The sequence below is a fragment of the Micromonospora sp. NPDC004551 genome (assembly GCF_040609975.1).
Lineage (GTDB): Bacteria > Actinomycetota > Actinomycetes > Mycobacteriales > Micromonosporaceae > Micromonospora.
Genome location: NZ_JBEXLM010000001.1, coordinates 145535 through 168217 on the forward strand (window position 1 = coordinate 145535; position 22683 = coordinate 168217).

General features: G+C 74.2%; 25 protein-coding genes and 1 riboswitch. Of the genes, 7 read left to right on the forward strand and 18 right to left on the reverse strand.

All coding sequences use genetic code 11. The features are described from left to right. Nucleotides 1-7 precede the first annotated feature (7 nt). A complete protein-coding gene (locus tag ABZW14_RS00740; protein WP_355337613.1) occupies nt 8-772 on the reverse strand; it encodes a crotonase/enoyl-CoA hydratase family protein in 765 nt (254 codons plus the stop codon). A 102-nt stretch (nt 773-874) separates the two neighbouring features. Further along, nucleotides 875-1714, reverse strand: a complete 840-nt coding sequence (locus tag ABZW14_RS00745) for an NAD(P)H-binding protein (protein ID WP_355337616.1) — start codon at nt 1712-1714, stop codon at nt 875-877. Nucleotides 1715-1806: 92 nt separating this feature from the next. Between ABZW14_RS00745 and soxR the strand changes: the two genes are divergently transcribed. The 3 genes from soxR (at nt 1807) to ABZW14_RS00760 (ending at nt 4008) form a co-directional block, all read left to right on the forward strand. Then, nucleotides 1807-2175 carry a redox-sensitive transcriptional activator SoxR gene (soxR, locus tag ABZW14_RS00750; protein ID WP_355337619.1) on the forward strand — a complete coding sequence of 123 codons (369 nt, stop codon included), beginning with the start codon at nt 1807-1809 and terminating at the stop codon, nt 2173-2175. Nucleotides 2176-2227: 52 nt separating this feature from the next. Further along, nucleotides 2228-2428: riboswitch (cobalamin riboswitch) on the forward strand. A 35-nt stretch (nt 2429-2463) separates the two neighbouring features. After that, nucleotides 2464-3105 (forward strand): 5,6-dimethylbenzimidazole synthase, encoded by a 642-nt coding sequence (bluB, locus tag ABZW14_RS00755; RefSeq protein WP_355337622.1) that lies wholly within the window; start codon nt 2464-2466, stop codon nt 3103-3105. Nucleotides 3106-3156: 51 nt separating this feature from the next. Further along, nucleotides 3157-4008: a Rieske 2Fe-2S domain-containing protein gene (locus tag ABZW14_RS00760; RefSeq protein WP_355337625.1), complete on the forward strand. Its 852-nt coding sequence runs from the start codon at nt 3157-3159 to the stop codon at nt 4006-4008. On the opposite strand, the gene ABZW14_RS00765 is transcribed toward ABZW14_RS00760, so the two are convergent. From ABZW14_RS00765 to ABZW14_RS00820, 12 genes are all read right to left on the reverse strand, one after another. Continuing rightward, nucleotides 4009-5046: a LysM peptidoglycan-binding domain-containing protein gene (locus ABZW14_RS00765; RefSeq protein WP_355337628.1), complete on the reverse strand. Its 1038-nt coding sequence runs from the start codon at nt 5044-5046 to the stop codon at nt 4009-4011. Between the two features lie 15 nt (nt 5047-5061). Further along, a complete protein-coding gene (locus ABZW14_RS00770) occupies nt 5062-5493 on the reverse strand; it encodes a hypothetical protein (protein WP_355337631.1) in 432 nt (143 codons plus the stop codon). Beyond that, entirely contained in the window at nt 5490-5951 is a 462-nt protein-coding gene (locus ABZW14_RS00775) for a TadE/TadG family type IV pilus assembly protein (protein ID WP_355337634.1), read from the reverse strand. Before ABZW14_RS00775 ends, ABZW14_RS00770 begins: the two co-directional genes overlap by 4 nt. A gap of 5 nt (nt 5952-5956) precedes the next feature. Further along, the gene (locus ABZW14_RS00780; RefSeq protein WP_355337637.1) at nt 5957-6460 is read right to left on the reverse strand and encodes a TadE family protein; all 504 of its coding nucleotides are present in this window, start codon (nt 6458-6460) and stop codon (nt 5957-5959) included. Beyond that, nucleotides 6460-6669: a hypothetical protein gene (locus tag ABZW14_RS00785; RefSeq protein WP_189193410.1), complete on the reverse strand. Its 210-nt coding sequence runs from the start codon at nt 6667-6669 to the stop codon at nt 6460-6462. Before ABZW14_RS00785 ends, ABZW14_RS00780 begins: the two co-directional genes overlap by 1 nt. Before the next feature lie 24 nt (nt 6670-6693). Next, nucleotides 6694-7557 (reverse strand): type II secretion system F family protein, encoded by an 864-nt coding sequence (locus tag ABZW14_RS00790; protein WP_355337640.1) that lies wholly within the window; start codon nt 7555-7557, stop codon nt 6694-6696. Further along, nucleotides 7554-8453 carry a type II secretion system F family protein gene (locus ABZW14_RS00795; RefSeq protein ID WP_355337643.1) on the reverse strand — a complete coding sequence of 300 codons (900 nt, stop codon included), beginning with the start codon at nt 8451-8453 and terminating at the stop codon, nt 7554-7556. Before ABZW14_RS00795 ends, ABZW14_RS00790 begins: the two co-directional genes overlap by 4 nt. A gap of 3 nt (nt 8454-8456) precedes the next feature. Further along, on the reverse strand, nt 8457-9977 hold the full coding sequence (locus ABZW14_RS00800) for a CpaF/VirB11 family protein (protein WP_355337646.1): 1521 nt from the start codon (nt 9975-9977) through the stop codon (nt 8457-8459). After that, nucleotides 9967-10800, reverse strand: coding sequence for a ParA family protein (locus ABZW14_RS00805; protein WP_355337649.1), 834 nt, complete (start codon nt 10798-10800; stop codon nt 9967-9969). The genes ABZW14_RS00800 and ABZW14_RS00805 overlap by 11 nt, the downstream gene beginning before the upstream one ends. Beyond that, complete coding sequence (locus ABZW14_RS00810; protein ID WP_355337652.1) at nt 10800-11459, reverse strand: SAF domain-containing protein; 660 nt, start codon at nt 11457-11459, stop codon at nt 10800-10802. Before ABZW14_RS00810 ends, ABZW14_RS00805 begins: the two co-directional genes overlap by 1 nt. Before the next feature lie 19 nt (nt 11460-11478). Continuing rightward, entirely contained in the window at nt 11479-12342 is an 864-nt protein-coding gene (locus ABZW14_RS00815; protein WP_355339327.1) for a hypothetical protein, read from the reverse strand. Nucleotides 12343-12416: 74 nt separating this feature from the next. After that, nucleotides 12417-12983, reverse strand: a complete 567-nt coding sequence (locus tag ABZW14_RS00820) for a hypothetical protein (protein ID WP_355339330.1) — start codon at nt 12981-12983, stop codon at nt 12417-12419. A gap of 590 nt (nt 12984-13573) precedes the next feature. Between ABZW14_RS00820 and ABZW14_RS00825 the strand changes: the two genes are divergently transcribed. After that, a complete protein-coding gene (locus ABZW14_RS00825; RefSeq protein ID WP_355337655.1) occupies nt 13574-14338 on the forward strand; it encodes a prepilin peptidase in 765 nt (254 codons plus the stop codon). 21 nt (nt 14339-14359) lie between these two features. Here ABZW14_RS00825 and ABZW14_RS00830 read toward each other — a convergent pair whose 3' ends face one another. After that, entirely contained in the window at nt 14360-14989 is a 630-nt protein-coding gene (locus tag ABZW14_RS00830) for a phosphatase PAP2 family protein (RefSeq protein WP_355337658.1), read from the reverse strand. Between the two features lie 136 nt (nt 14990-15125). Here ABZW14_RS00830 and ABZW14_RS00835 point away from each other — a divergent pair, with 136 nt between their 5' ends. Continuing rightward, nucleotides 15126-17510 (forward strand): glycosyl hydrolase family 65 protein, encoded by a 2385-nt coding sequence (locus ABZW14_RS00835; protein WP_355337661.1) that lies wholly within the window; start codon nt 15126-15128, stop codon nt 17508-17510. Here the strand turns inward: ABZW14_RS00835 and ABZW14_RS00840 are convergent. Together ABZW14_RS00840 and ABZW14_RS00845 are read right to left on the reverse strand one after the other, a co-directional pair. After that, entirely contained in the window at nt 17483-17965 is a 483-nt protein-coding gene (locus ABZW14_RS00840; RefSeq protein ID WP_355337664.1) for a hypothetical protein, read from the reverse strand. The two genes, ABZW14_RS00835 and ABZW14_RS00840, sit on opposite strands and share 28 nt — an antisense overlap. A 148-nt stretch (nt 17966-18113) precedes the next feature. Beyond that, the gene (locus tag ABZW14_RS00845; RefSeq protein WP_355337667.1) at nt 18114-18995 is read right to left on the reverse strand and encodes an SdrD B-like domain-containing protein; all 882 of its coding nucleotides are present in this window, start codon (nt 18993-18995) and stop codon (nt 18114-18116) included. A gap of 234 nt (nt 18996-19229) precedes the next feature. Between ABZW14_RS00845 and ABZW14_RS00850 the strand changes: the two genes are divergently transcribed. Further along, nucleotides 19230-20147: a hypothetical protein gene (locus ABZW14_RS00850; protein WP_355337670.1), complete on the forward strand. Its 918-nt coding sequence runs from the start codon at nt 19230-19232 to the stop codon at nt 20145-20147. Nucleotides 20148-20195: 48 nt separating this feature from the next. Here the strand turns inward: ABZW14_RS00850 and ABZW14_RS00855 are convergent, their stop codons facing one another. Next, nucleotides 20196-21782, reverse strand: a complete 1587-nt coding sequence (locus ABZW14_RS00855) for a hypothetical protein (RefSeq protein ID WP_355337673.1) — start codon at nt 21780-21782, stop codon at nt 20196-20198. A 326-nt stretch (nt 21783-22108) separates the two neighbouring features. On the opposite strand from ABZW14_RS00855, the gene ABZW14_RS00860 reads away from it, so the two are divergent. Next, on the forward strand, nt 22109-22531 hold the full coding sequence (locus ABZW14_RS00860; protein WP_355337676.1) for a hypothetical protein: 423 nt from the start codon (nt 22109-22111) through the stop codon (nt 22529-22531). The last annotated feature ends 152 nt before the right edge of the window (nt 22532-22683 follow it).

Sequence of the window (22683 nt, forward strand, 5' to 3'; positions counted from 1 at the left end):
CGGCAGGTCAGCCGGCCGGCGCTCCGTGCCGGCCGGCGCCGGCCGTGAACCGGGCCGCCCCCTGCACGGCGTCGGTCACCAGGGACTCCATCCCGAAGGCGAGTTCGGTGGCCATCGCCTCCGGCTCGGGCAGGCCGGCGCCCGACAGCACCGCGGCCCGGTCGTTGCGCAGGCAGGTCTGCGGGTGCCGGGCGATCTCGGCGGCCAGCCGCTCGGCCTCCGCCCGGGCCGCACCCGGCGCGACCACCCGGTTCACCAGACCCATCGCGTACGCCTCGTCGGCGGGCACCGGGCGACCGGTGAGGATCAGGTCCATGGCCCGGCTCTCGCCGATGAGCCGGGGCAGCCGCACCGTCCCGCCGTCGATGAGCGGCACACCCCAGCGCCGGCAGAACACCCCGAGCGTGGCGTCCGACTCGGCGATCCGCAGGTCGCACCAGAGGGCCAGCTCCAGGCCGCCGGCCACGGCGTGACCGGAGATCGCGGCGAGCACCGGCTTGGACAGGCGCATCCGGGTGGGACCCATCGGGCCGTCGCCCTCGGGCTCCACCCGGTTGCCGCGTGGCGTGCCGATGGCCTTGAGGTCGGCGCCGGCGCAGAACGTGCCGCCCGCGCCCCAGAGCACGGCGACCGCCGCGCCTGCGTCCGCCTCGAAGGCACGGAAGGCGTCGGCCAGGGCCCGGGCGGTCGGCCCGTCGACGGCGTTGCGGGCCTCCGGCCGGTCCAGGATCACCGTGGTCACCGGTCCGGTGTGCTCGACGCGTACCCCCATCGGGTCAGCATGCCCTCGGCGGCGTCCGCCGCGCCAGCGCCCCGCTGTTCCGCCGCCCGGCCGGCCGCGGGAGGTGCGGGGTGCGCCGCACCTCCCGCGGGCTCAGGCGAAGTCGGCCGCGTGGTCGGCCGCCCAGTCGGCGAACGTCCGGGCGGGCCGCCCCAGCACCGCCGCCACGTCGCCGGTCACCGGTTCGGGGGTCTCCACCATCGCGGCCCAGCCGGTCAGCGCCGCCTCCGCGAACGCGGCGCTGCCCATCGCCTCGGCCAGCATGGGGCGTACGGCTTCGGCGGGCACCTCCTCCCAGTGCACGTCGCGGCCGATCGCCGCACCGATGATGCGCACCTGCTCGGCCTGGGCGACCGTCTGCGGGCCGGTGAGCACGTACGTCCGCCCGTCGTGCCGGTCGGTGGTCAGCGCCTCGACCGCCACGGCCGCGATGTCGTCCTCGTGGACCATCGAACGGGCCGCCGCGCCGTACGGCCAGCGCACCACGCCCTCGGTGCGGATCGGCTCGGCCCAGGCCAGCGTGTTGGTGGCGATGCCGGTGGGCCGCAGCATCGTCCAGGGCAGCCCGGCCGCGACGACGGCGCGTTCCACCACGGCCCAGAACGAGTCCGGGTCGGCCTCGGCGGAGGCGGCCGACACGTACACCACCCGCGGTGAGCCGGCACCCGCGAGCACGGCGGCGAGGCGCGGAGCGAGCTGCGCCGTCGGGGCCGGCTCGACGAACGGCCAGATCAGGAACACGGCCCGGACACCGTCCAGGTGCGGGCGCAGCGTCTCCGGATCCGCCAGGTCGGCGGCCACCACCTCCACACCCGCCGGCAGGCTCGCGCGGCTCGGGTCGCGGGTCACGGCGCGTACGTTGTGACCCGCCGCGGCCAGCCGCTCGACCACACGCCGCCCGACGTTGCCCGTCGCGCCGGTCACCAGGATCATCGTCCCCTCCAGGGAATCTCGTGGACTCGATGGAGCCGACCGTAGAACCTCAACAATTGTTGAGGTCAATTCCCGGCGGGCATACTCGGGGCGTGAAGCACGACACGTCCTTCGACTGGCACGAGCCGGGCCTGACGATCGGTCAGGTCGCGCAGCGCAGTGGCGTCGCCGCGTCGGCGATCCGCTTCTACGAGGCGCAGGGCCTGCTCAGCAGCGACCGCACGTCCGGTAACCAGCGTCGCTACCACGGCGACGTGATGTGCCGCCTGGCGATGATCGAGGCGTGCCAGCGGGTCGGCCTCACCCTGGCCGAGGTGGGCTGGGCGCTCGCGGCACTGCCGCCCGGGCAGGCGCCGACCAAGCAGGACTGGAACGCCCTCGCCGAGCGGCTGCGCGCCGAGGCGGAGTCCCGCATCGAGCAGCTCAACCAGGTGCTGCGCGAGCTCGCGCCACCCGCCTGACCCGGCACCGAGCCGCCCCCACCGGGACGGTCCGGCCCCGATAGCATCGGCGGCGGCAACGATCGGGCGAGGTGCCCCGCCGTGCGCGGGGAGAATCGGGAAGCCGGTGGAAATCCGGCACGGGCCCGCCGCGGTGACCGGGGAGCCCCCGTCCACGCGCGTCACGCGCAGCCACTGGCCCCACGGCCGGGAAGGCGGACGGTCAGGCGTCGATCCGGGAGTCCGAAGACCGGCCTCGCGTCCAGTCGCCCACGTGATGCGTGGGCCGAGTGCAGCGGGAGCCTGCCTGTGGACCTGTACGACGTCATCCACCGCCGCCGCGACGTGCGCGCCGAGTTCACCGGGGAGCCGGTGCCGGACGACGTCCTGGACCGGATCCTCACCGCCGCGCACGCCGCGCCGAGCGTCGGCAACTCGCAGCCCTGGGACTTCGTGCTGGTCCGTGATCCGGCGACCCGCCGCCGGTTCCACGCCCACATCCAGGTCGAGCGGGACACCTTCGCCGCCACGCTGGACGGTGCGGCAGCCGAGCGGTTCGCCCGCATCAAGATCGACGGAGTGCTGGAGTCGACGCTGTCGGTCGTGGTCACGTACGACCCGCAGCGGGGCGGGCCGGCGGTGCTCGGCCGGCACGCCATCGCCGACGCCGGTCTCTACTCCGTCTGCCTGGCCATCCAGAACCTCTGGCTGGCCGCCACCGCCGAAGGGCTCGGCGTCGGCTGGGTCTCCTTCTACCGGGAGCCGTTCCTGGCCGACCTGCTCGGCATCCCGCCCGGCATCCGCCCGGTGGCCTGGCTCTGCCTGGGCCCGGTGAGCCACCTCCAGACCGTCCCCGATCTGGTCCGGCACGGCTGGCGTACGCCCCGACCCCTGGCCGCCGCCCTGCACACCGACCGATGGCGGACGGACGTGAACCACCCGTTGGGGTGATCCGTCGTCACCGCCCGGTTTGGGACCCCTCCGGCCGGGAAGTCGGACAACGTGCGCGAACTATTGACGAAACTCGAACAGGCTTCGGCGCTGGACCGGGTGGGTGACCGGTTGCAGCGCGCCGTCCAGGGCGTCCTGCGTCCGCAGCGGGTGCGGGACTTCCTGCACGGCGTCTGGCTGGGGCACCCGCTGCACCCGGCGATGGTGCAGGTGCCGGTCGGCGCCTGGATCTCGGCCGCCATCGTGGACCTGATGCCCGGCCAGCGCCGGGCGGCGACCGCGCTGGTGGGCGTCGGCACCCTCAGCGCGCTGCCGGCGGCGGTGGCCGGCCTCAACGACTGGGCGGCCCTGTCCCGGGACCAGCGCCGGGTCGGCCTCGTGCACGCCGCCGCGAACACCGTCGGTGTGGCTCTCTACGCCAGCTCGCTGGCGGCCCGGCTGAACGGCCGGCACAACACCGGCCGGGCGCTGGCCTACCTGGGGCTGTCGGCGGCGAGCGCCGGGGCGTACCTGGGTGGGCACCTCGCGTACAAGCAGGGCGCGCAGGTCAGCCAGAGCATCTCCGAGCTGCACCTGGTCAGCGAGGGCTGGCACCCGCTCGGCGACCTGTCGAGCCTGCCGCAGCGCCAGCTCCTCACGCGGGAGATCGACGACGTCTCGGTGATCCTCTATCGGCACGGCGACGACGTCACCGTGATGCTGGAGCGCTGCCCGCACCAGAGCGGCCCGCTCGGTGAGGGCGAGGTGCAGGAGATCGACGGTCACGCCTGCGTGGTCTGCCCCTGGCACGGCAGCACGTTCCGCCTCAACGGCGGCGAGGTCGTCCACGGGCCCTCCGGCAACGACCAGGTCGTCCTCCCCACCCGCGTGGTCAATGGCCGCCTGGAAGCCCGCCTCCCCTGATCAGTCCCTGCGGTGGCGGCCGGTCACGAGCGCCCGGACGCCGGGCCGGGCCACCGGCCGTCGGCGGCGCAGGCCGAGAACCGCGCCGATCTGTGCGCCCACGATGCTCGCCACGGCCAGCACCGCCGAGATGGCCAGCGGGCGGTTGATGCCGTCCTCGGGGGTGGCCCGGGACGCGCCCGCCGACATGGCCGGCGCCTGCCCGGCCGGTGCCTCCACGGTGGGGGTGGTGTCGCGCGTGGACGGCTTGCCCTTCGGTGTCGCCGGTGACGCGCCGCCCGGCGTCACCGCCGGGCCGGGAGCCGGGCGGGACGGGCCGGCCGGGGTGACCACGAGCCGGCCGGTGGCGTGCGGGCGGGCACCGGCGTCCACCGCCCTCTCGGGCAGCCTGATCAGCTGCCCCGGGCGGATCCGGTCCGGGTCGGCGAGCCGGTTGAGCCGGGCCACCTCGCGGTAGCGCTCGAAGTCGTCCAGGTAGCGCTCGGCCACCTCGCCCAGGTAGTCGCCCTTCGCCACCCGGTAGACCGCCGGGTCGGTGGTCATCGAGGCGGTCCGCACCTGCGGGGCGGTGAGCGCGGGACCGGCCTGCGGGCTGACCACCGCCGGGGCGGCGGCGACCGGCTGCGGCGCGGCGAGGGTGGCGGCGCTCGCCGCGGCCGGGCTGGCCGCCAGGATCAGCGCCACCGAGCCGACGAGCGCGGCCGCGGCCCGCTGCTGGCGGCGCATCCCGGGCAACCGGGGCGCCGGCCGGCGCAGGGCCGCCGCGAGAAGTTCCACCAGTACGGAGAAGGCGAACGTCGCCCAGCCGAACCAGCCCACCACGGCCAGCGCCCGCAGGAAGAGCTGCCCGTCGTCGCGGCTGGTCAACGAGGTGCCCACCTCGGCCAGGGTGGGCAGGTGGTCGGGGAGGGGGTTGCCGGCGAAGGCCAGCAGGGCGACGGGCCCACCGGCCAGCACCGCGCAGAGCACGACGAGAGCGCCGAGCCCGGTGAGGACCTGGCCGGTCCGCCGGACGGCCGAGCGTTGCGTTGCACCCATGGCTGCCTTCCCTTCCTACGGGGCTCCGGTGAGCGCCCGCGCGGTGGCCTCACCGGTGACGGTGGCGGTGTTCCGGAAGCCGAAGAGACCGAGCAGGTCCCGGCGGTAGGTGATGCGGACGCGTACCTGGATCTGCCGCTCCCCGGCGACCACCGGGAAACTGACGTCGTGGTCGCGGACCCCGCCGGCGGCGCGCAGGTAGTCCGCGACGGCGTTCCGGGCGGCCACCTCGTCGATCTGCTTCGGGCCGCCCTCGATGGCGCTGGCCCGGTCGATCATCTGGCCGCCGCTGCGGGCCGCCTCGGCGGCCAGGTTGTCCGCGCGCTGCAACGAACGGAGCTGCCCGGCGCCGTCGTACGCCAGGCTGATGATCACGAGTACGCCGGTCATCGCCACGGCCAGGAAGAGGCTCACCCGGCCGCTCTCCGCCGCGCGCCGCCCGGTCATCCGCGGCTCCGGTAGGTGTCCAGCGGGGAGGTGAAGCTCGCCGAGACGGTCTTGCGGTTCAGCGCCAGGGGCAGCCCGGGCGCCCGCAGGTCGTCGAAGGAGACGGTGCAGGTCACCGTCACCGTGACGGTCGCCGGCACCCCTGGCGCGCTGCGGTACGCGGCCGCGAAGCCGGTCTCCGTGCTGCCCACCGAGCCGTGGAAGTCCAGCGCCGGTGGGGCGGTGCAGCGCAGCCCCGACCAGTCGAGCTGGCGGCGGGCCGCGTCGGTGGCGTCGGATCTGCCGGTGCGCGCGTCGCGGGCGATCGAGGCGGCCCGGGCCGCGTCGTGGGCGGCCGACTCCACCGCCTCGTCGGCGACGGCCGTCCGGCCGGCCACCCCGGCCAGCACCATCAACCCGATGAAGGCGGGGGCGAGCACCGCCACCTCGATCGAGACGGAACCGCCGTCCCGCGCCATCCGCCTCACCCCGTCGTCCAGCGTTCGGCGGTGCCGTGCGCGGTCTGCCGGACCGGGAAGTCGACCCCCGGGATCACCGACAGGGAGCGTCCGCTGACCGTGCAGGTGACCTCGGTGGGGGTGCCCCCGGTGGCGACGACCTCGCAGGCCGGGCCCGGGTTCTGCCAGTCGACCAGCCAGTCCCCGGCGGCGTGCAGGAAGGTGGTGGCCCGCTCCCGGCCCGCGCCCGGCGGGGCCTCGTGCGCCCGCTGTGCGTTCACCCCGCTCTGCGCCGCGTTGAGGGCGGTGGACCGGGCCACGAACCAGACGGCGAGCTGGATCGAGGCGAAGAGCACCACCAGGATCACCGGCATCACCACCGCCAGCTCGACCGGGTTGGCCCCCCGTTCGGACCCGCCCGCGGCGAGCCGTCCCCGGAGGACGGTGGCGATCCGCCCCGGGCCGCACCGGCCGGAGGGCCGGCCGGCGAGCGCCGGCCGGCTCCGGTCCGTACGGGCGGGGCGGGGCATCACGGGGCCTTCGGCGCCGTGTTGTTGGGGATGGCGTTCATCCAGTTGTTGGCCTTGGCCAGGGCGAGCCCGGTGACCGCCATGGCCACCGCGACCAGGCCGAAGATGATCACCGCGGTCGGCACGGGGCTGTCGCCCCGCTCGGTGTCCCGCCGCAGCTCGGCCAGGCGGCTGCTCACTGCGGCGTAGAGGTAGGCGTAGAGGTGCACGGTCGTCTCCTTCTCGGGGTCGGTTCACAGGCGGGCGAGGAACGGGTAGACGGCGAAGCCGAGCAGGACGAAGACCAGCAGCGAGCCGGGGATGTCCAGCCGGCTGGTCACCCCCTCGGCCCGGGCCAGGTTGTCGGTGCGGATCTGGTCGCGCAGCGAGTCGGCGCGGCTGCGGAGGGTCTCGTGGACCTGGGCGCCCTCGCTGCCGGAGGAGCGCATGATGGCCCCCACGTCGCCCAGCTCCGGGATGCCGATGCGGTCGGCCAGCTCCTGGAGCTCGTCCCAGGGGGAGTGCATCTGGAGCTGGGCGATCCGCAGCGCCTCCCGGATGCGGTCGAAGACCCAGCCGTCGCAGACGGCCGCCGCGCGCTCCAGCGACTGCACCGGGCCGTGGGCGGCGGAGAGCTGCAACGCCACCAGGTCCAGATAGGTGCAGACCGCCTGGCGGAACTCGTCCCGCGCGGCATCCGCCCGGGCCAGCACCGCGCGGTGCGCGAGCAGGCCGGCGACCAGCGCCAGCCCCAGGCTCCCGAGCACCGGTACGACCACCGGCAGCCCCACCCCGCCCAGGAAGAGCACGGCCGAGGCCACCACCGGGGTGGCGAACCCGACCAGCGCGGAGAGCAGCACGGACAGGGCGTACTGCTCGGGGGTCCGGTCGAGCAGGGCGAGCTGCCGGTGCGGTGGCCGCAGCCAGCGGGAGACCCCGCCGAGCCAGTCCGGCCCGCTCCCGGCGACCGGGGCCTGGCCGGGCGGCTGGTGCAACCGGCGCAGTGCCGGCCCGAGCGCCGGGGTGGCGGGCAGCGTCTCGCGCACCACCAGGAACAGGCCCAGCCCGACCGCCGCCCCGCCCAGCACGGCGATCGTCAACTGCCAGTTCAGCGTCACGCGATGGCCTCCTCCGGGTCGGGCGCCGGCAGGAAGCGCGCCGGGCGGGGCGGCTGGCTCATCGAGCGCACCCAGACCAGCAGCCCGACGAAGGCCGCCCCGAGCACCGCCATGACCAGCTGCCCGAAAACCGTCCCGTACGGCCGGACGTAGTCGCTGTTGACCAGCCCGTACGCGAGGGTGGCCAGGGTCATCCCGGTGAGGAAGCGGACTGCGAACCGGGGCTGCGTGCGCTTCGCCTCGACCTCCCGCCGGGTGGCCACCTCGGCCGAGGCGGCGGTGGCGATCGAGCCCAGCACGTCGCCGAGGCGCTCGCCCCGGTCGGTGAGGTGCAGGATCAGCGCCGCGACCACCTGGTCGCAGACCGGGTCGGCGATCTCCTCGGCGAAGGCGAGCAGCGCCGACCTCGCCAGCCAGCCGGCCTGGAGGCGGGCCGCCAGGGTGCGTACCTCCTCCTGGATCTCCTCCGGCGCGGTGGCGATGGTGCCGATGATGGCCTGCTGGAGGCCCTGCCCGGTGCCGGAGATGTCCTTGAGCCGCCGGGTCCACTCGCCGACGGCCTCGATGCGGGCGATGGCCCGCTGCTCGGCCCGGCCCACCGCGAACAGCCACGGCACCCCGGGCACCGCCAGCGCCACCAGCAGGGCGACCACCGGCAGCCCGGTGAGCAGGAAGGCCAGCGCGCCGGCCACCACGGCCGCGCCGAGCAGGAACTGGTGACGGCGCTGGTCCTGCCGGCTCGCGCCGGAGCCGGTCCAGAGCCGGCTCAGCCCCGGACCGGCGCCCGGTGCCGACCCGGCCGGCCGGCGGGTGCCGACCAGCGCGACCACCGCCAGCACCAGCCCGGCCACGCACGCCGCCCCCGACACGAGCGCGATCAGCTCGATCGTCGTCATGGCTTACCGCCGCCCCAGCCGGGTGTGCCGGGGACGGCGCCAGGCGCCCGTGCCGGCCTCGATGAAACGGGTCAGCAGCCGGGCGTCGTAGCCGACCCGCAGCAGCTGGTCGCGGATCCGCTCGGGGAGGTGGCGGGGCACCGCCCGGCCGTCCGGCCCCGGGCCGAAGACGCTGGTGGTGGTGATCCGGTTGCCCTCACCGACGCCGATGACCTCTTCGACGTGCGACACGAAGCGGTGCTTCCGGCCGCCTATCGCGGTCTCGTCCTCGACCGTCACGTAGACGATCAGGTCCAGCGCGTTGCCGGCCATCCGGCGGGCCTGGTCGACCGTCATCTCCCGGCCGTGGGCCAGCGCCAGCTCGATGATCCGCTCACTCACTCCGGCCGGCGTACGCGCGTGGATCGTGCACATCGACCCGCGGCTGGTGGTCATCGCCTGGAGCATCGGCACGATCTCCCGGGACCGCACCTCGCCGACGATGATCCGCAGCACGCCCATCCGCAGCGACACCGGGATCAGGTCGGCGATGCTCACCTCACCGGCGGGCCGGCCGTCGAGCCCGCGCTCGCCGTGCCCCTCCCGGGACTCGAAGCTCATCACCGCCCGGTGCTTGTGCCCGCGGCGGGCCGGCAGCAGCTCCCGGCTCTCCTCCAGCAGCACGTACGGCTCGTCGGCCGGGATCTCGTCCATCAGCGCCCGGATGACCGTGGTCTTCCCGGCACCGGCCAGCCCGGCGACCATGATGTTCAGCCCGGCCCGCATGGCGGCGCGAAGGAAGTCGCGCAGCAGCGGATCGATCATCTCGTCCAGGTCGGCCCGGCCACCGGCGATGTCCTCCAGGCTCACCGCGAGCGTGTTGTGCTTGCGGATCACCGCGTACGGGCGGTGGCTGACCAGGAACACCGCGGCGAGCCGGCTGCCGTCGGGCAGTTGGAGGTCGAGCGTCGGCTTCGAGGTGGACAGGGAACGTTCGGTCGCCCCGGCCCGGCGGGCCGCCGCCTGGAGGATCTCCACCAGTTCGTCGTCGCTGTCGGCGATCGGCTCGGCCCAGTCCACGCCGCCGCCGTGCCGGGTGATGCGCACCTGGTCGCAGCCGAGGATGTGCACCTCCTCGATGGTGTCGTCGACCAGCAGCGTCTGGAGCCGGCCCAGGCCGACCAGCTCGGCGGTCACCTGGTCGAGCAGCAGCCGTTCCTCGTCGGCCGCCATCGGCGTGCCGGCCCGGCGCACCGAGTCCGCGTACGCGGAGACCACCGCGACGGCCAGCCGGGCCCGCTCGACGTCCTCGGCGTCCGCGTCGAACTCCCGGCCGCGCTGCCAGAGGGTGAGCCGTTCGCTGAGGTCCCGGCGTAGCTCGCGGACCACCGCGAAATCGATCCGGGTGCGCGGCGGCGGGGGCGGTGACGCGACCGGCGGCGGGGACGAGTGGTGCCGCCCGTTCGGCGGGACCAGCGGCGGCACCGTCGAGGTGGCACCGGGCTGCTGCCCGCGTGGGTCGTGGGAGACGGGCTCAAACCGCACCGGACACCCCCGGCGTGCCGGTCGCGGTCACCGCGTGAGGGCTGGACGCTCCCGGCCAGGCCAGCCGGGCCCGCCGCCGGTCCAGCAGCGTCCGGACCGGCACCTCCAACTGGCCGGCCGCGCGCATGAGGGGCCGGTTCGCGCGTACGGTGCCGCCGTGGCCGAGCACCGCGGCGGTACGCGGGTCGTGCGGCAGCCGGGCGATCACCGGCAGCCGCAGCGCCTTGCTGATCTCGCTGCTGCCGTGCCCGTCCCCGACCACCAGCAGGCGCAGGGTGCCCGGCGGGATCCGGTGCTCGGCGAAGTCCCGTTCGATGGCCTTGACCGTGGCCCGGGTGGCGGACAGGTCGGGCAGGTGCGCCCGGGTGACCAGCAGGACCACGGCCGCGGCCCGCAGCACCGGCCACGGTGGACCACCGACCTGCAACCGGCCACAGTCGACCAGCACGTCGTACGGCGGAACGCCCTTCTCCAGGCTGGTGAAGAAGTCGGCGAAGCGCTGCCAGAGCGGGGTGACGCTGCCGGCCTGGGCCGGGTCGACCACGCCGGGCAGCAGCAGCCGCTCCCGCCTGGGCGCGTCCAGGTCGACGAGCTGCGACCAGAACGCGCTCTCCAGGTTGCCGTCCCGCAGCTCCCCGACGGCCAGCTCGCCGAGGCCGCGCGGGCCGTCGAGCGCCCCGCCCAGGTAGCCGGCCAGGACCGAGCCGCCCGCCGGGTCGCACTCGGCCAGCACCAGCCGCCGGTGCCAGCTCAGCGCGGCGGCCAGCGCGGCCGTGGTGACGCCCGGCGAGCCCTTCGCCGAGACCAGTGCGATGACCGCCATCAGGCCGCCCCGGTGAGCACGAGCGCGATCCGGTCGTCCGCGGCCAGCGCCACCACGGCCGGTACGTCCCGGACGGCCAGCGCCAGGTAGACGACCACGTCGTCGTTCTCCGGCACGGCGGTGTCGATGACCGTGGCCTCGAACCGGGTGCCGCCGCGCGTGGTGTCGCCGCCGCCGGCGCTGGAGTCCGGGGTGCTGACCAGGAGCACCCGGTCGCCGGGGTGCAGCTTGCGGGCGGGCACCTGGCTCGGCTCCAGACCCAGCGCGAGCTGCTGCTGCCCGGGGCCGAGCAGCGGCGCGTCGGTGAGCTGGGCCGGGGTCAGCAGCGTGCCGGGGGTGAGCCGGACCGCGGCCCGCAGGCCCAGCACCTCCTTGATCCGGTCGGCCCGCACCGGATGGAGTTCCCGCCCGCCGGAGACCCGCACCGGAACCAGGTCGTCGGCGCTGAGCTGCCGGCCGACCTCGACCGGCCGGGCCACCGCGAGGTAGCTGCCGGTGGAGCGGACCGAGGTGACCGCGAACGCGGCACCGAGGCCACCGAGGGCGATCAGCAGCACGGCCAGACCGAGCAGGCCGGGACGGACCCGTCGCTGCCGGACCACCTTGGGCGGCGCCACGGGCGCGTCCAGGGAAGTCCCGTTCCGCGTCGCCACACTCACTGCGCCACGCTCCTCGCGCTCATCGCGTCACCACCTGAAGTTCGTTGATCTGGACCGGAACGCTCCCGCTGACCCGGCTCTGGGCGATCTCGCCGCTCTCGCCACCGCCGGACCACTCGACGGTCCAGAACGTGGTGGCGCTGACCTGGTAGGTGCCGGCCCGGGCGTAGCCGTTGTCGTAGCCGCAGTCGGGGGAGGCGCGCCCGGCTTGCGGGCCGTTCACGGCGTACGGCGTGCCCGGCCCCGTGCAGGTGACCTCGGTGCCGTCGCCCATGTCCCAGACGATCCGGGTCACCCGGGCGGTGATGCGGACGGTCAGCCCGCGGTCGGAGGCGGAGGCGTGCAGCGGCCCGAAGTAGGAGGCCCCCCGGCTGGCCCACATCCACACCGGCAGACCCACGAGGCCGGGGCCCTTGCTGCGCCGGGGCGCCACCGCGACCCGGGGACGCAGCAACGAGATCGAGGCCAGCGCGCGGCGGGCCAGTTCCTCCGGGTCGGGCGGTGCGCCGTAGCCGGGCGGCGGCGCGTCGAGCAGCACCACGGTCTGGGCGCCCAGGTCCCCGCCGTTGCAGGTTCTGACGTACCACTGCCTGCCCTCCGGGGCGGCGGGCTGGGGCTCGGCCAGCTTGTAGTAGCAGCCGTCGCCGTTGTTGAACCAGCCGAGCACCTGGTCGTAGCAGGGGATGACCCGGCCGTTCCACTGGCACTTCGCCGTGCCGCCGCCGTCACCGCCCCCGCCACCGTTCCCGCCCCCGCCGCCCGGCCCACCTGGCGTGCCCGGGTCGTCGTCCCAGACGTTGCAGTCGTCCTGCCCGGGCGGGCACTCGCCGCCGGGGTTGCCGGCGTGAGCGGGGGCGCCGGTCAGCGTGAGGAGCAGCGCCAGGCCGGCCGTGAGCAGCAGCCGCCGGGGCGTCCCGGCCCGGGTCGGGCGGGCCGGGACACCCCTACCTCCCCAGGTCAGCACGGTTGGTCCTGGTGTCCGGCGCCGGCGCTGATCAGCCACCGGCCGTCGGGGTAGCGGGTGGCCGTTGCGGTGGCCAGGTAGCGCCCGCCGCGGGTGCCGGGGACGACCCTGCGGTCCTTGGCGTAGACGAGGCGGTAACCGGTGGCGTCCAGGCAGTCCTGGATCTCCACGGTGGGCGGATCGGCGGCCAGGTCGACCGAGACCACGGTGGGATCGGAAACGAGTGTTCCGGTACGCATCGCGCCGTGCTCCTTCGCGTCACGAATTGCCACTCGCACCCGGGTCAGCAGCGGATCCGCCACGAATCGGGCCAGTGCGGGATGGCCGGGATCACTGCGTGCGCTCGCTGCCCGGGACGCGTCGAGATAGCCGGAATAGGCGGCGAGGGCGGCTTTTCCGGCCGCCTCCTCCTCTGCGGTGGAATGCGCCGCGGGCGCGGCGCCGCGCCCGATCAGTGGGCCGGCCGCCGCCTCGGGCTCGCTGCCGCAACCCGCGGTCGCGGTCAGCAGAGCAAGGCTGAGCAGGCATGTTTCCCGTCGGCGGGATTGCCGTGTGCGCAACGCCGAGCCCTCCTCGGTGCCGACCCGGAGTGGTCGCGCCGACGCACTCCGGGCATGCGGAAGCGCGCCCGGATGTGTGCGGCCGGGCTGCAACTGCTACCGCTGCATTTGCCTGTACGGATCTTTGCTGAATTCGAAAGCTGATGTTTCCGGTCGGCCTCCGACGCCAAATGTTCGGGGGTTGCGTCGTACCCAAGGGGCGAGCATAGGCTGACGTCTGCCGATGCAACAGAGGCAATTCATTCGAACACTCTCAGTGATGACAGGTGGTGGCGGCCGGTGGGTGTCCGGACGGTGACGAACCGCCCTTGGGCGGGTGGGCCGGTGGCAGGAGTGCGTTCACCCGCACGCGACATCCGGTGTCCCTGGCGTGAGTCGCCGGGCGGCGGAATGGGGGGCAAGCGTCCCTCCGGTCCGATCCGTCCCCCCGGTCGCCGGGCCGCCCGCCCGTCACCGGCCGGCGGCTGTGCGGACTCCGCCCGCCCTCGACCGGACGCCGGTTCTCGCGCCATCCGCGACACGGCGATCGACCGGAATTCACTCTGCGTGTTCCAGAGTGGAACGGTGTGCGACCGCTCGGAGGGGCCGGCGTGACCGCGGAACGGGTCCGAGCCACCGCGCCGGCGGCCCCCGCCCGCCGCCCGGGCGTCCGGCTGCTGGCCGCCCTGACCGTCGTGCCGCTGCTGCGGCTGGCGATCGCGCGGTACGCCGTACCCCCTGGGGTGCCCGACCGGGCGGGGTGCGACGCCTGCGGCGCGCCGATCGGCCTGGACCGGCCGCTGCCGGCGCTCGGTCCGGCCGCGCGCTGCCCGTCCTGCCGGGCGCGGGTCGGCGCGGCCCCGCTGGTGGTGGAGGTGGTCCTGGTCGCGGCGGTGGTGGCGGTGGCGCTCACCGGCGGGCCGTCCGGCGCGCGGGTGGCGGTCGCGTGGTGGCTCGCCTGGGCGGTGCCGCTGGCCGTGGTCGACGCGGCGGTGCACCGGCTACCGGACCGGCTGACCTGGCCGGCGGCGGCCGGGGTGTGGGTACTGCTCGGGGTGGCCGCGCCCGGCCCGGCGCCCTGGCTGCGGGCCACCGCCGCCGGGCTCGCCCTCGGCGCGGGTTTCGCGGCGACCACCCTGCTGCTCGGCCGGCGCGGGTTCGGCCTCGGTGACGCCAAGCTGGCGCTCGGCGCCGGGGCGCTGCTCGGCTGGTACGGCTGGCCGGTGCTCGTGGCGGGCCTGGTCCTCGCGGTCACGCTCTCCGCGGTGGCCGGCCTGGCGCTGCTGGCGGCCCGCCGGGTCCGCTGGTCCAGCCACCTGCCGTTCGGCCCGTTCCTCATCCTCGGCACCGCCGTCACCCTCGTCCTGACGACCTGAGCGCCGGCGGCGGCGAGCGGGTCAGCGCCGCACGGGCCGGATGGCCGGGCGGGCGGCGGCGCGCCGGACCCGCCGGCGCAGGACCTCGGCCACCGGGCGGGCCAGCACCGGGGTGAGCAGCGTGCCCACCAGTACGCCGAGCAGCAGCCCGGCGGCCACGTCGTGCGGGTAGTGCACGCCCACGAAGGTGCGGGAGACCGCGGCCAGCACGGCCAGCGGGACGGCCACCAGGCCGATCCGGCGGTGCAGCAGCAGCGTGGTGGCGGCCAGCGCGCCCGCGATGGTGGCGTGGTTGCTCGGGAACGACCAGTCGCCGACCGGTGGGCAGTGCCCGGCCACGATGACCAGGTCGGCCGGGCTGCGGCAGGGCCGGTCCTCGGCGATCAGGGTCTTCAACCCCGCACTCGAGGCGTACGCGCAGACGACCGCGACCGGGGCGGCCAGGGCGAGCGCCCGGCTCCGGAGGTCGCCGCCGACCAGCCGCGCCAGCGCGGCCAGCACCAGCAGGACCCCGAGCAGGACGATGGCCCCCTCGGTGAAGTGCACGGCGAACCAGTGCACCGGTTCCGGTGTGCGGTCGGCGAACTGGACGATGTCGTGGTACCAGTCGGCACTGACGTCGGGGACGTCGGTCACCAGGGCGTCGGTCATGAATCACCTCACCAGCTGTTCATACTCCGTTCACCTGGAGGGTGGTGGGGGAATGACAGTCAGGGGACCCGAGTCTCAGCCGCCTCTCAGGCGGGTCTGATTCGGTGGCCGCGACGTACCGACCTCGGGAGGAGCAGTGCCGCACAGCCCCCAGGGCGACGAGAGCTGGCGGATCCGCCGTACCGCGGCGGACCTGGACCGCCTCGGCGAGACCGAGTCGATCTTCGCGCTGGGCAACGGCTGGGTGGGCTGGCGCGGCACCCTCGACGAGGGCGAGCCGTACGAGATGCCCGGCACCTACCTCAACGGGTTCCACGAGCAGCGCGAGGTGAGCTACCCGGAGAGCGGGTACGCCTTCCCCGAGTACAGCGACACCGTGATCAGCGCCCCGAACGCCGCACTGGTCCGGCTCTGGGTCGGCGGCGAGCCACTGGACCTGCGGACCGGGACCATCCGGCGGCACGAGCGGGTCCTCGACCTGCGCGCCGGAGTGGTCCGCCGGGAGACCGAGTGGATCTCGCCGGGCGGGCGAGGCGTGCGGGTGCGCAGCACCCGGCTGGTCTCGCTGCCCCGCCGGCCGGTCGCCGCGGTCGACTACCAGGTCGAGCCGCTGGACGGCCCGGTCGAGGTGCGGGTCTGCGCCGACCTGCTCGCCAACGAGCGGGTGCCGGAACGCGCCGACGACCCCCGCGCCGCCTCGGTGATCCACGACCCGCTCACCGCCGAGACCGGACGGCGCGACGGCACCGACGGGGTGCTGGTGCACCGGACCGAGCGCAGCGCCCAGCGGGTCGCCGTCGCGGTCGCCCACCGGGTCGACGCGCCCGGCACCGTCGCGACCGGCACCGAGCTGACCGCCGACCGGTTCCGGCTGGCGGTCACCGGCCCGCTGCGCTCCGGCGAGCGGATCCGGGTCACGAAGTTCGCCGCGTACGAGTGCGCGCACGTCGACGGCACCCCGGCCGACGAGCTGGCCGACCTGGTCGTCGCGGAGGCCGCCGCGGCCCGGGCCGAGGGGTTCGCCGCGCTGCTCGACGCGCAGCGGGACGCCCTCGACGCCGCCTGGGCCACCGCCGACGTCGAACTCGACGGCGACCCGGACCTCCAGCAGGCGGTCCGGTTCGCGGTGTTCCACCTGCTCCAGTCCGGCCGCGCCGACGGCGACCGGACCATCCCGGCCAAGGGGCTGACCGGCAACGGCTACGACGGCCACGTCCTCTGGGACACCGAGAGCTACGTGCTGCCGGTGCTCACGTACCTGGCGCCCGGGCTGGCCCGCTCGGCCCTGCGCTGGCGGCACGCGCACCTGCCCGAGGCCCGGGACCGCGCCGCCGAGCTGCGACTGGCCGGGGCCACCTTCCCGTGGCGGACCCTCGGCGGCCGGGAGTGCTCCGGCTACTGGCCGGCCGGCACCGCCGGGCTGCACGTCAACGCCGACATCGCCGACGCGGTGCTGCGCTACGTCGCGGTCACCGGCGATGCCGGGTTCCTCGCCGAGTGCGGCGTCGAGCTGCTGGTGGAGACCGCCCGGCTCTGGCACCGGTACGGCCACTGGTCCGACAGCGGCACCTTCCACCTGACCGGGCTCACCGGCCCCGACGAGTACTCCGCGCTGGTCGACGACAACCTCTTCACCAACGTCATGGCCCGGCGGAACCTGCGCGGCGCGGCCGACGCCGCCGAGCGCTTCCCGGAGGCGGCCGCCCGGCTCGGCGTCGACCCGGCCGAGGTGGCCGGGTGGCGGGCCGCCGCCGACGCGGTGCACGTCCCCTACGACGGCAAGCGCGGGGTGCACCAGCAGTCGGCCGGCTTCACCGAGCAACCCGAGTGGGACTTCGCGAACACCCGCGCGGACGACTACCCGCTGCTGCTGCACTTCCCCTACCTGGAGTTGTACCGCCGGCAGGTGGTCAAGCAGGCCGACCTCGTGCTCGCCATGCTGCGCTGCCCCGGCGAGTTCACCGCCGAGGAGAAGGCCCGCAACTTCGCGTACTACGAGGCCCGGACCGTCCGGGACTCGTCGCTGTCGGCGTCCGTGCAGGCCGTCCTCGCCGCCGAGGTCGGCCACCTGGACCTGGCGTACGACCTGTTCGCCGAGACGGCGTTGCAGGATCTCGAGGACCTCGGCGACAAGACCGCCGACGGGCTGCACCTCGCCTCGCTGGCCGGGGCCTGGCTGGCGGTGGCGCAGGGCTTCGGCGGCCTGCGCGACGACCGGGGCGTGCTCTCGTTCGACCCGCGGCTGCCCCGCCGGATCACCCGGCTCGCCTTCCACCTGCGCTGGCACGGGCACCGGCTGCGGATCACGCTGACCCCGGACACCGCCCGCTACGAGTTGCCCGACGGCGGCCCGGCCGACGGGGTCGAGCTGTGGCACCACGGCGAACGGCTCCGGGTGACCGGCGGTGCGCCGGTCACCCGGCCGATGCCGCCGGTGCCCGACCCCGGGCCCGAGCCGCCGTCACCACCCGGCCGCCGGCCGGCGCCGCGCGCTCAGGCCGAGGTGGGCGGCGCCGGCTGACTCGGCACGCCCGACATCCGCCCGACGATCTCCTCGAGCGCCTCGAAGGCGTACGCCCAGTTGTGGCACTTGAAGCTGCGCAGCCCCTCGATGGGCGTGCGGCAGTCGGCGCAGTGCACGCCGGCGATGGCGTCGGGCACCTCGGTGTTGACGTACTTGCGCTCGCCGAGGATGACCCGCGCGATCATCCCCCGGTCGTGCACACCGTGCAGGGCCGAGGCGACGATGTCGTACCAGTTGACCCGGCGACCGCACTTCGGACAGTCCGGCTCGTCGCCGCTGACCCAGAGCGGGGCGCCGATGCTGCGCGCCGGCATGTTGAGCAGCTTCTCCAGCCGGCGTACGTCCGACTCCGGCGTGGTCCAGCGGTGCCGGCCCGGCAGCGACGCCGGGGAGTCGTAGACGGCGCGGAACACCACCGGGTCGACCTCCACGGTCTCCCGCCCACTGGTCATCGGTACCTCCTCGGCTCGACTGGTCCCACCGTCGTACCAGGTGGAGACCGTTGACAGCCGGATCACGGACACGACGGGCCAGCGGTGTGTCGCGGGGGGTGGGCCGCCCGCCCGGGGTTCGGGTCCTCCGGGCGGGCGGCGGCTGGGGTCAGCTCCGGGTGACGAGGCCGGCGTCGACGACGTACTCGCCGCCGGCGTGGGCCTCGAACTCGGCGCTCGCGGCGAGCAGGGTCGGGTCCCACTGGTACGCCGTCACCAGGTCCGAGTCGGTGGCGTCGTCGCCCACGTTCCCGGCGGTCCGGTCGTACTGGTCGGTGGCCTCCACCCGGACCTGGTAGAGCAGTTCGGTCCGGGCCGTGATGGACCAGGTGCCGTCCGGGTTCACGGTGGCCGAGCCGCCACCGATCGTCTCGCCCTGCGGGCGCCACAGGCTCACCTGGAGCACACCGTCCGGGCCGATGCCCGGCTCGCCCTCCTCGCGCTGCCCGTCACGGTCCAGGTCGTGCCAGACGACTCCCCGGATCACGCAGGTGCCCGCGATGGCCACCGTCACCGAACCCGTGTTGTTGGCGGTGTTCGACTCCCGCTTGTCCGGGGCGATGGTCGCGGTGATCGGCACGGTGGTGCCCGGCGTGGCACCGGCCACCTCGAACGGCACGAACAGTTGGCTGCGCTGCCCGGCCAGCAGCGCCGGGTACGCGCACGAGTAGCTGGTCGCGCTCGCCGCCGTGCAGGTCCACCCCGGGCCGGCGTCCGGGGTCGTGGTGCGCAGGCCGGCCGGCACCGAGACGGTGAGCTTCACCGGGCCCGAGTCGCCGTTGCCGTAGTTGCGCAGGTCGATCCGCGTGGAGAAGGTCTCACCCTCGGCGGGGTTGAGCGGGCTGGTCATCACGAGGTCGACAAGCAGGTCGGGCTGGGTCCTTCCGGCCGCCACCGCGTCGGCCGGAAGAGCCGCCGCGCCGAGGGCGAGGGCGGCCAGGGTGGTGGGGACGACACGTCGGAGCGAGCGGGACAGGGGGTTCGGTCGCATGACTTCCTCACGTCGCGGGCGACGGCCCGACCGGACGGCGAGCCGTGGAGATCAACGGTCTCCGTTCATCCGGCGTTGTCGATCCGTGCGGCGTTACAGCGTGTCGGCGGGGCAGCGTGGCGCGGCCGGAGCTGCCACCATTGATGCCGCTCGCCGAGGCCGACCCGTCACGCGCCGGCGAGCACGGCGGCGGAACGTCCGCCGCGAACGCACCGGAAATCGGGGGAGATCTCGTTGCGTACTCGAAAGTCCACTGTGCTGGCCGGTGTCCTCGGCCTGACCGCCGCGCTGTCGGCGGCGCCGGGTCCCGCCCATGCGGCGTCCGCGGGCTCGACCGCCACGGTCGCCGACCGGCTCTTCCTCGAACCGACCGACCGCGGCTACCGCGGCTCCGTCGAGGTGAACCTGACCTACCGGGGCATGGAGCCCGGCCGCGCCACCTACGTGATCACGGAACCGATCCCCGGTTCCTACGAGAACGTTGAGTGGGGCACCAGCTGCTACAGCGGTGGTGAACTCCTGCCCGACGGGCGGATCCGGGTGGAGTGCGACGTCCCGGGCGGTGAACTGAGCCCGGGCGAGCAGCGGACCTTCACCGTCGACTTCCAGGTGCTGACCACCGTTCAGCCCTACGCGATGAAGGCCGGCAACGGCGAACTCGCCGTCAAGGTCGGCGGCGCGGAGGTCACCGACGAGAACTTCACGACCCGGTTCCGCTCCACCACCGGCTCGCTCGCCGACCCCCAGCGCTACGTCCAGGACCGGCAGCCGGACGCCGCCGTCACCGTCTCCGGCGACCTGACCATGGTGCGGCAGCCCGACGGCACCTTCGAGGGCCGCCTGCCGGTGACCGTCCGCTATGACAGCGACGCCGCGCACGGCGGGATGTCCATCGTCGGAGTCAATCTGCCGGCGAGCTTCGGATACCCCTGGTCGCAGGAGTGCAGCCACGAGTGCGTGCCCGGCGGGGAGTTCATGGAGGGCGAGGAGCGGACCTTCGACCTCTACTTCTTCGCGTCGGCGGACACCCCGATCGGTGACCTGGGGCAGGCCGGCGTCGAGGTGAAGGCCCTGCGGCTGGACGGTTACCCGGACTCCGACCCGGCCGACAACGTCGCCACGTTCTCCATCACGACGACCGAGGCGCCCTGAGCCGCCTGCGGGTACGCGGCCACGGCCGCGTACCCGCAGGGCCGGACCTCAGTCGGCGACCACCGTCAGGACCAGTGGACCGTTGGGAATCGGGTTACCGGCGTTGTTCGGGTAGCCCCACGAGCTCGTGTTCCCGGCCTGATCGGTCAGCGAGAAGCCGATCGTGTACTGCCCGGGTGCCAGCCGGCCGGTCGACACCGCCAGGTGGAAGACACCGGTGCCGTCGTCGCTCTCACCGCCGTACATGCCGCCCTGCGAAGCTCCCGTGCTGTCGTAGATCGTCGCGCTGAACCCCGAGACCGGAGCGAACTCGTCGATCTCGACCGTGACGTCGAAGCCGAGGCCCCACGCGTCCTCGGTCTCCTGCTGGGTCCAGGTCGCCTTGGGAAGCTTCGCCGTGAGCACGACCGGCGCCTTCTCGTCCGGCACCTGGGTGATGGTGAGGCCGAGGTCGGGGGCACCGTAAGCCGTGCCGTAGAAGGCGACGTTGCCCGCCCCGTCGGTCAGCTTGACCCCATCGATCTTGCAGGAGCTGGCCCAGCCCGACGGCATGACGATCTCCACCGAGACGGAGCCGTCGTCCTTCACCGTCGGCGTGCGCGACGGCTGCGAGCACCAGGACAGGTCGACGTCGACGGAGGTCAGGCCGCCGACCGCGCCGTGCGGCGTGAAGGTGAGCGCCGTCGACGCCTGCTCGCGCCAGTTGTTCACCTGCGGTTCGGTGAGAGCGAAGCCCGACGCGCTCACCACGTCGTTACGGCTCACCTGGATCGGAGGCGCCCCCTCGGGCGAGGTGTCGACCCGGGTGTTGCCCCAGCTGTCGGTCAGGGCGAGCCGGGTGACCCGCCACGTGCCGGACGGCGAGCCGGCCGGCACGGTCACCGAGACGGGGCAGGTCACCCAGGTCGGGTCGTAGGCCGTCTCGCCGTTGCAGGACCACTGCGAGCCGCTCTGTGTGAGCTGGAACGTGGAGCTCACTCGCGTTCCGTCCGGGCCGGCGAGCGTGAGCCTGCCCTTGCTGAAGGCGGACTCGTCGACGATCCGCGCCCGGTAGCGCAGCGTCACCCCGGAACCGTCGTCGTAGAAGCCGCGCGGCTGGTCGAAGTCGAAGTAGAGCTGCTCGGCGACCGGCCCTTCGCTGTCGACGAGCTGGGTCACGGCCAGCGCGGCCGGGCCTGGATCGCGCACCGTGCGGGCATGGGCGAGGTCGTCGGCGATGGTCACCTTCGTGACCCGCCAGACCGTCTCGGCCGCGGACGAGTAGCGCGGCACCAGGAACTCGTAGTTGTAGGTGGACTCCTGTGCCGTACCCGAGCCCCCGACCTGCGCCCGGCCCCAGTCCAGGTCGTAGGTGACCGTGCGGGGCTGACCGACCTGCTCGTCGCCGGCGAACTGGCGCAGCTCGACCGCACCGTTGATCCGCTGGGCCTTGGCGGACCGGTCGGTGACCGTCCAGGTGAGATAGACGGCCGCATAGTCCTGCGTGACGTCGACCTGCGTGCGATCGAACGCGATGGACTTGATGTCGAGAACCGGGTCGGTGGCCGACACCGCGGCGGCCGGAGTCGTGAGTGACAGGCCGACTGCGGCAACTGCCACGGTGGTGACGAGCGCGCGGAGGCGCCAAGGCTTCATCTGTTTCCCCCGTTCAACAAGGTCCCTCGATGGGATGGTGGACTGAGGATAGCTACGGGATGCAACAGGAATTGGTCCCGATGACTGCACCGTCACGGGCGGTTCTGCGCCGCATCGAGAGGTCATCGGCTGTGAACGGCCAACCGCCGGTCGAGGTCGAACGAAGAGAATGTGGACGCTTCGGGATGGTCCTACCGCGTGACCTACCAGCCGGACGTGACCGCCGCGCTCGAACAGCTACGTCAGGATGTCTACGCCGGGGCGCGTACTACCGCGATGCTGGGCTCTGAAGCAGGTAGAGCTGGACGGATCCCGAGAGGTGGCCGGTGATCTCCTACGGCGTGAACGTCATCCGTCCGTGTGACGACTGCGGATCCGAGATGACGTGTGAGCTGGCGCAGCGCATCGTCCACGACCGGCTGCACTGGACCGCTTGGTGCCACTGCCCCCACTGCGGCTCGACGGAGGAGACGTTCGGCTGGGATGACACCCCGGCCGAGATCCGAGATGCCTTGATCGCTGGTTGCGGGCTGGCACGCCTCACCGTCGAAGGCATGACGGAACCTGGCGGCGTGGCGTTGCTGAAGGTCTTCCGTGATGCCGGAGCCTCGTTGTCGGAGGCGAAGGCCACGGCTCAGCACGCGCTCACCATCGGCATCCAGGGGACCCGGGCAGAGCTTGAGCTCCTGATGCAGCGGCTCGAACGGAACAACATCACCGCGACCGTCAACGGTGGCGATAGTTGTTGAGTGGGTGCAGCGTCAGGCGAGTCGGCCGCCCGGGACGCCGCTGGCCCTGTTCCGCGGCCGTCGGGCCTGATCGTCACTACCCGCACGGCCGGCCGGTCGAGCTGCGCAACTCCTCGGCGGCCACCCGAGACGCCCTCATGCGGCTCGGCAGC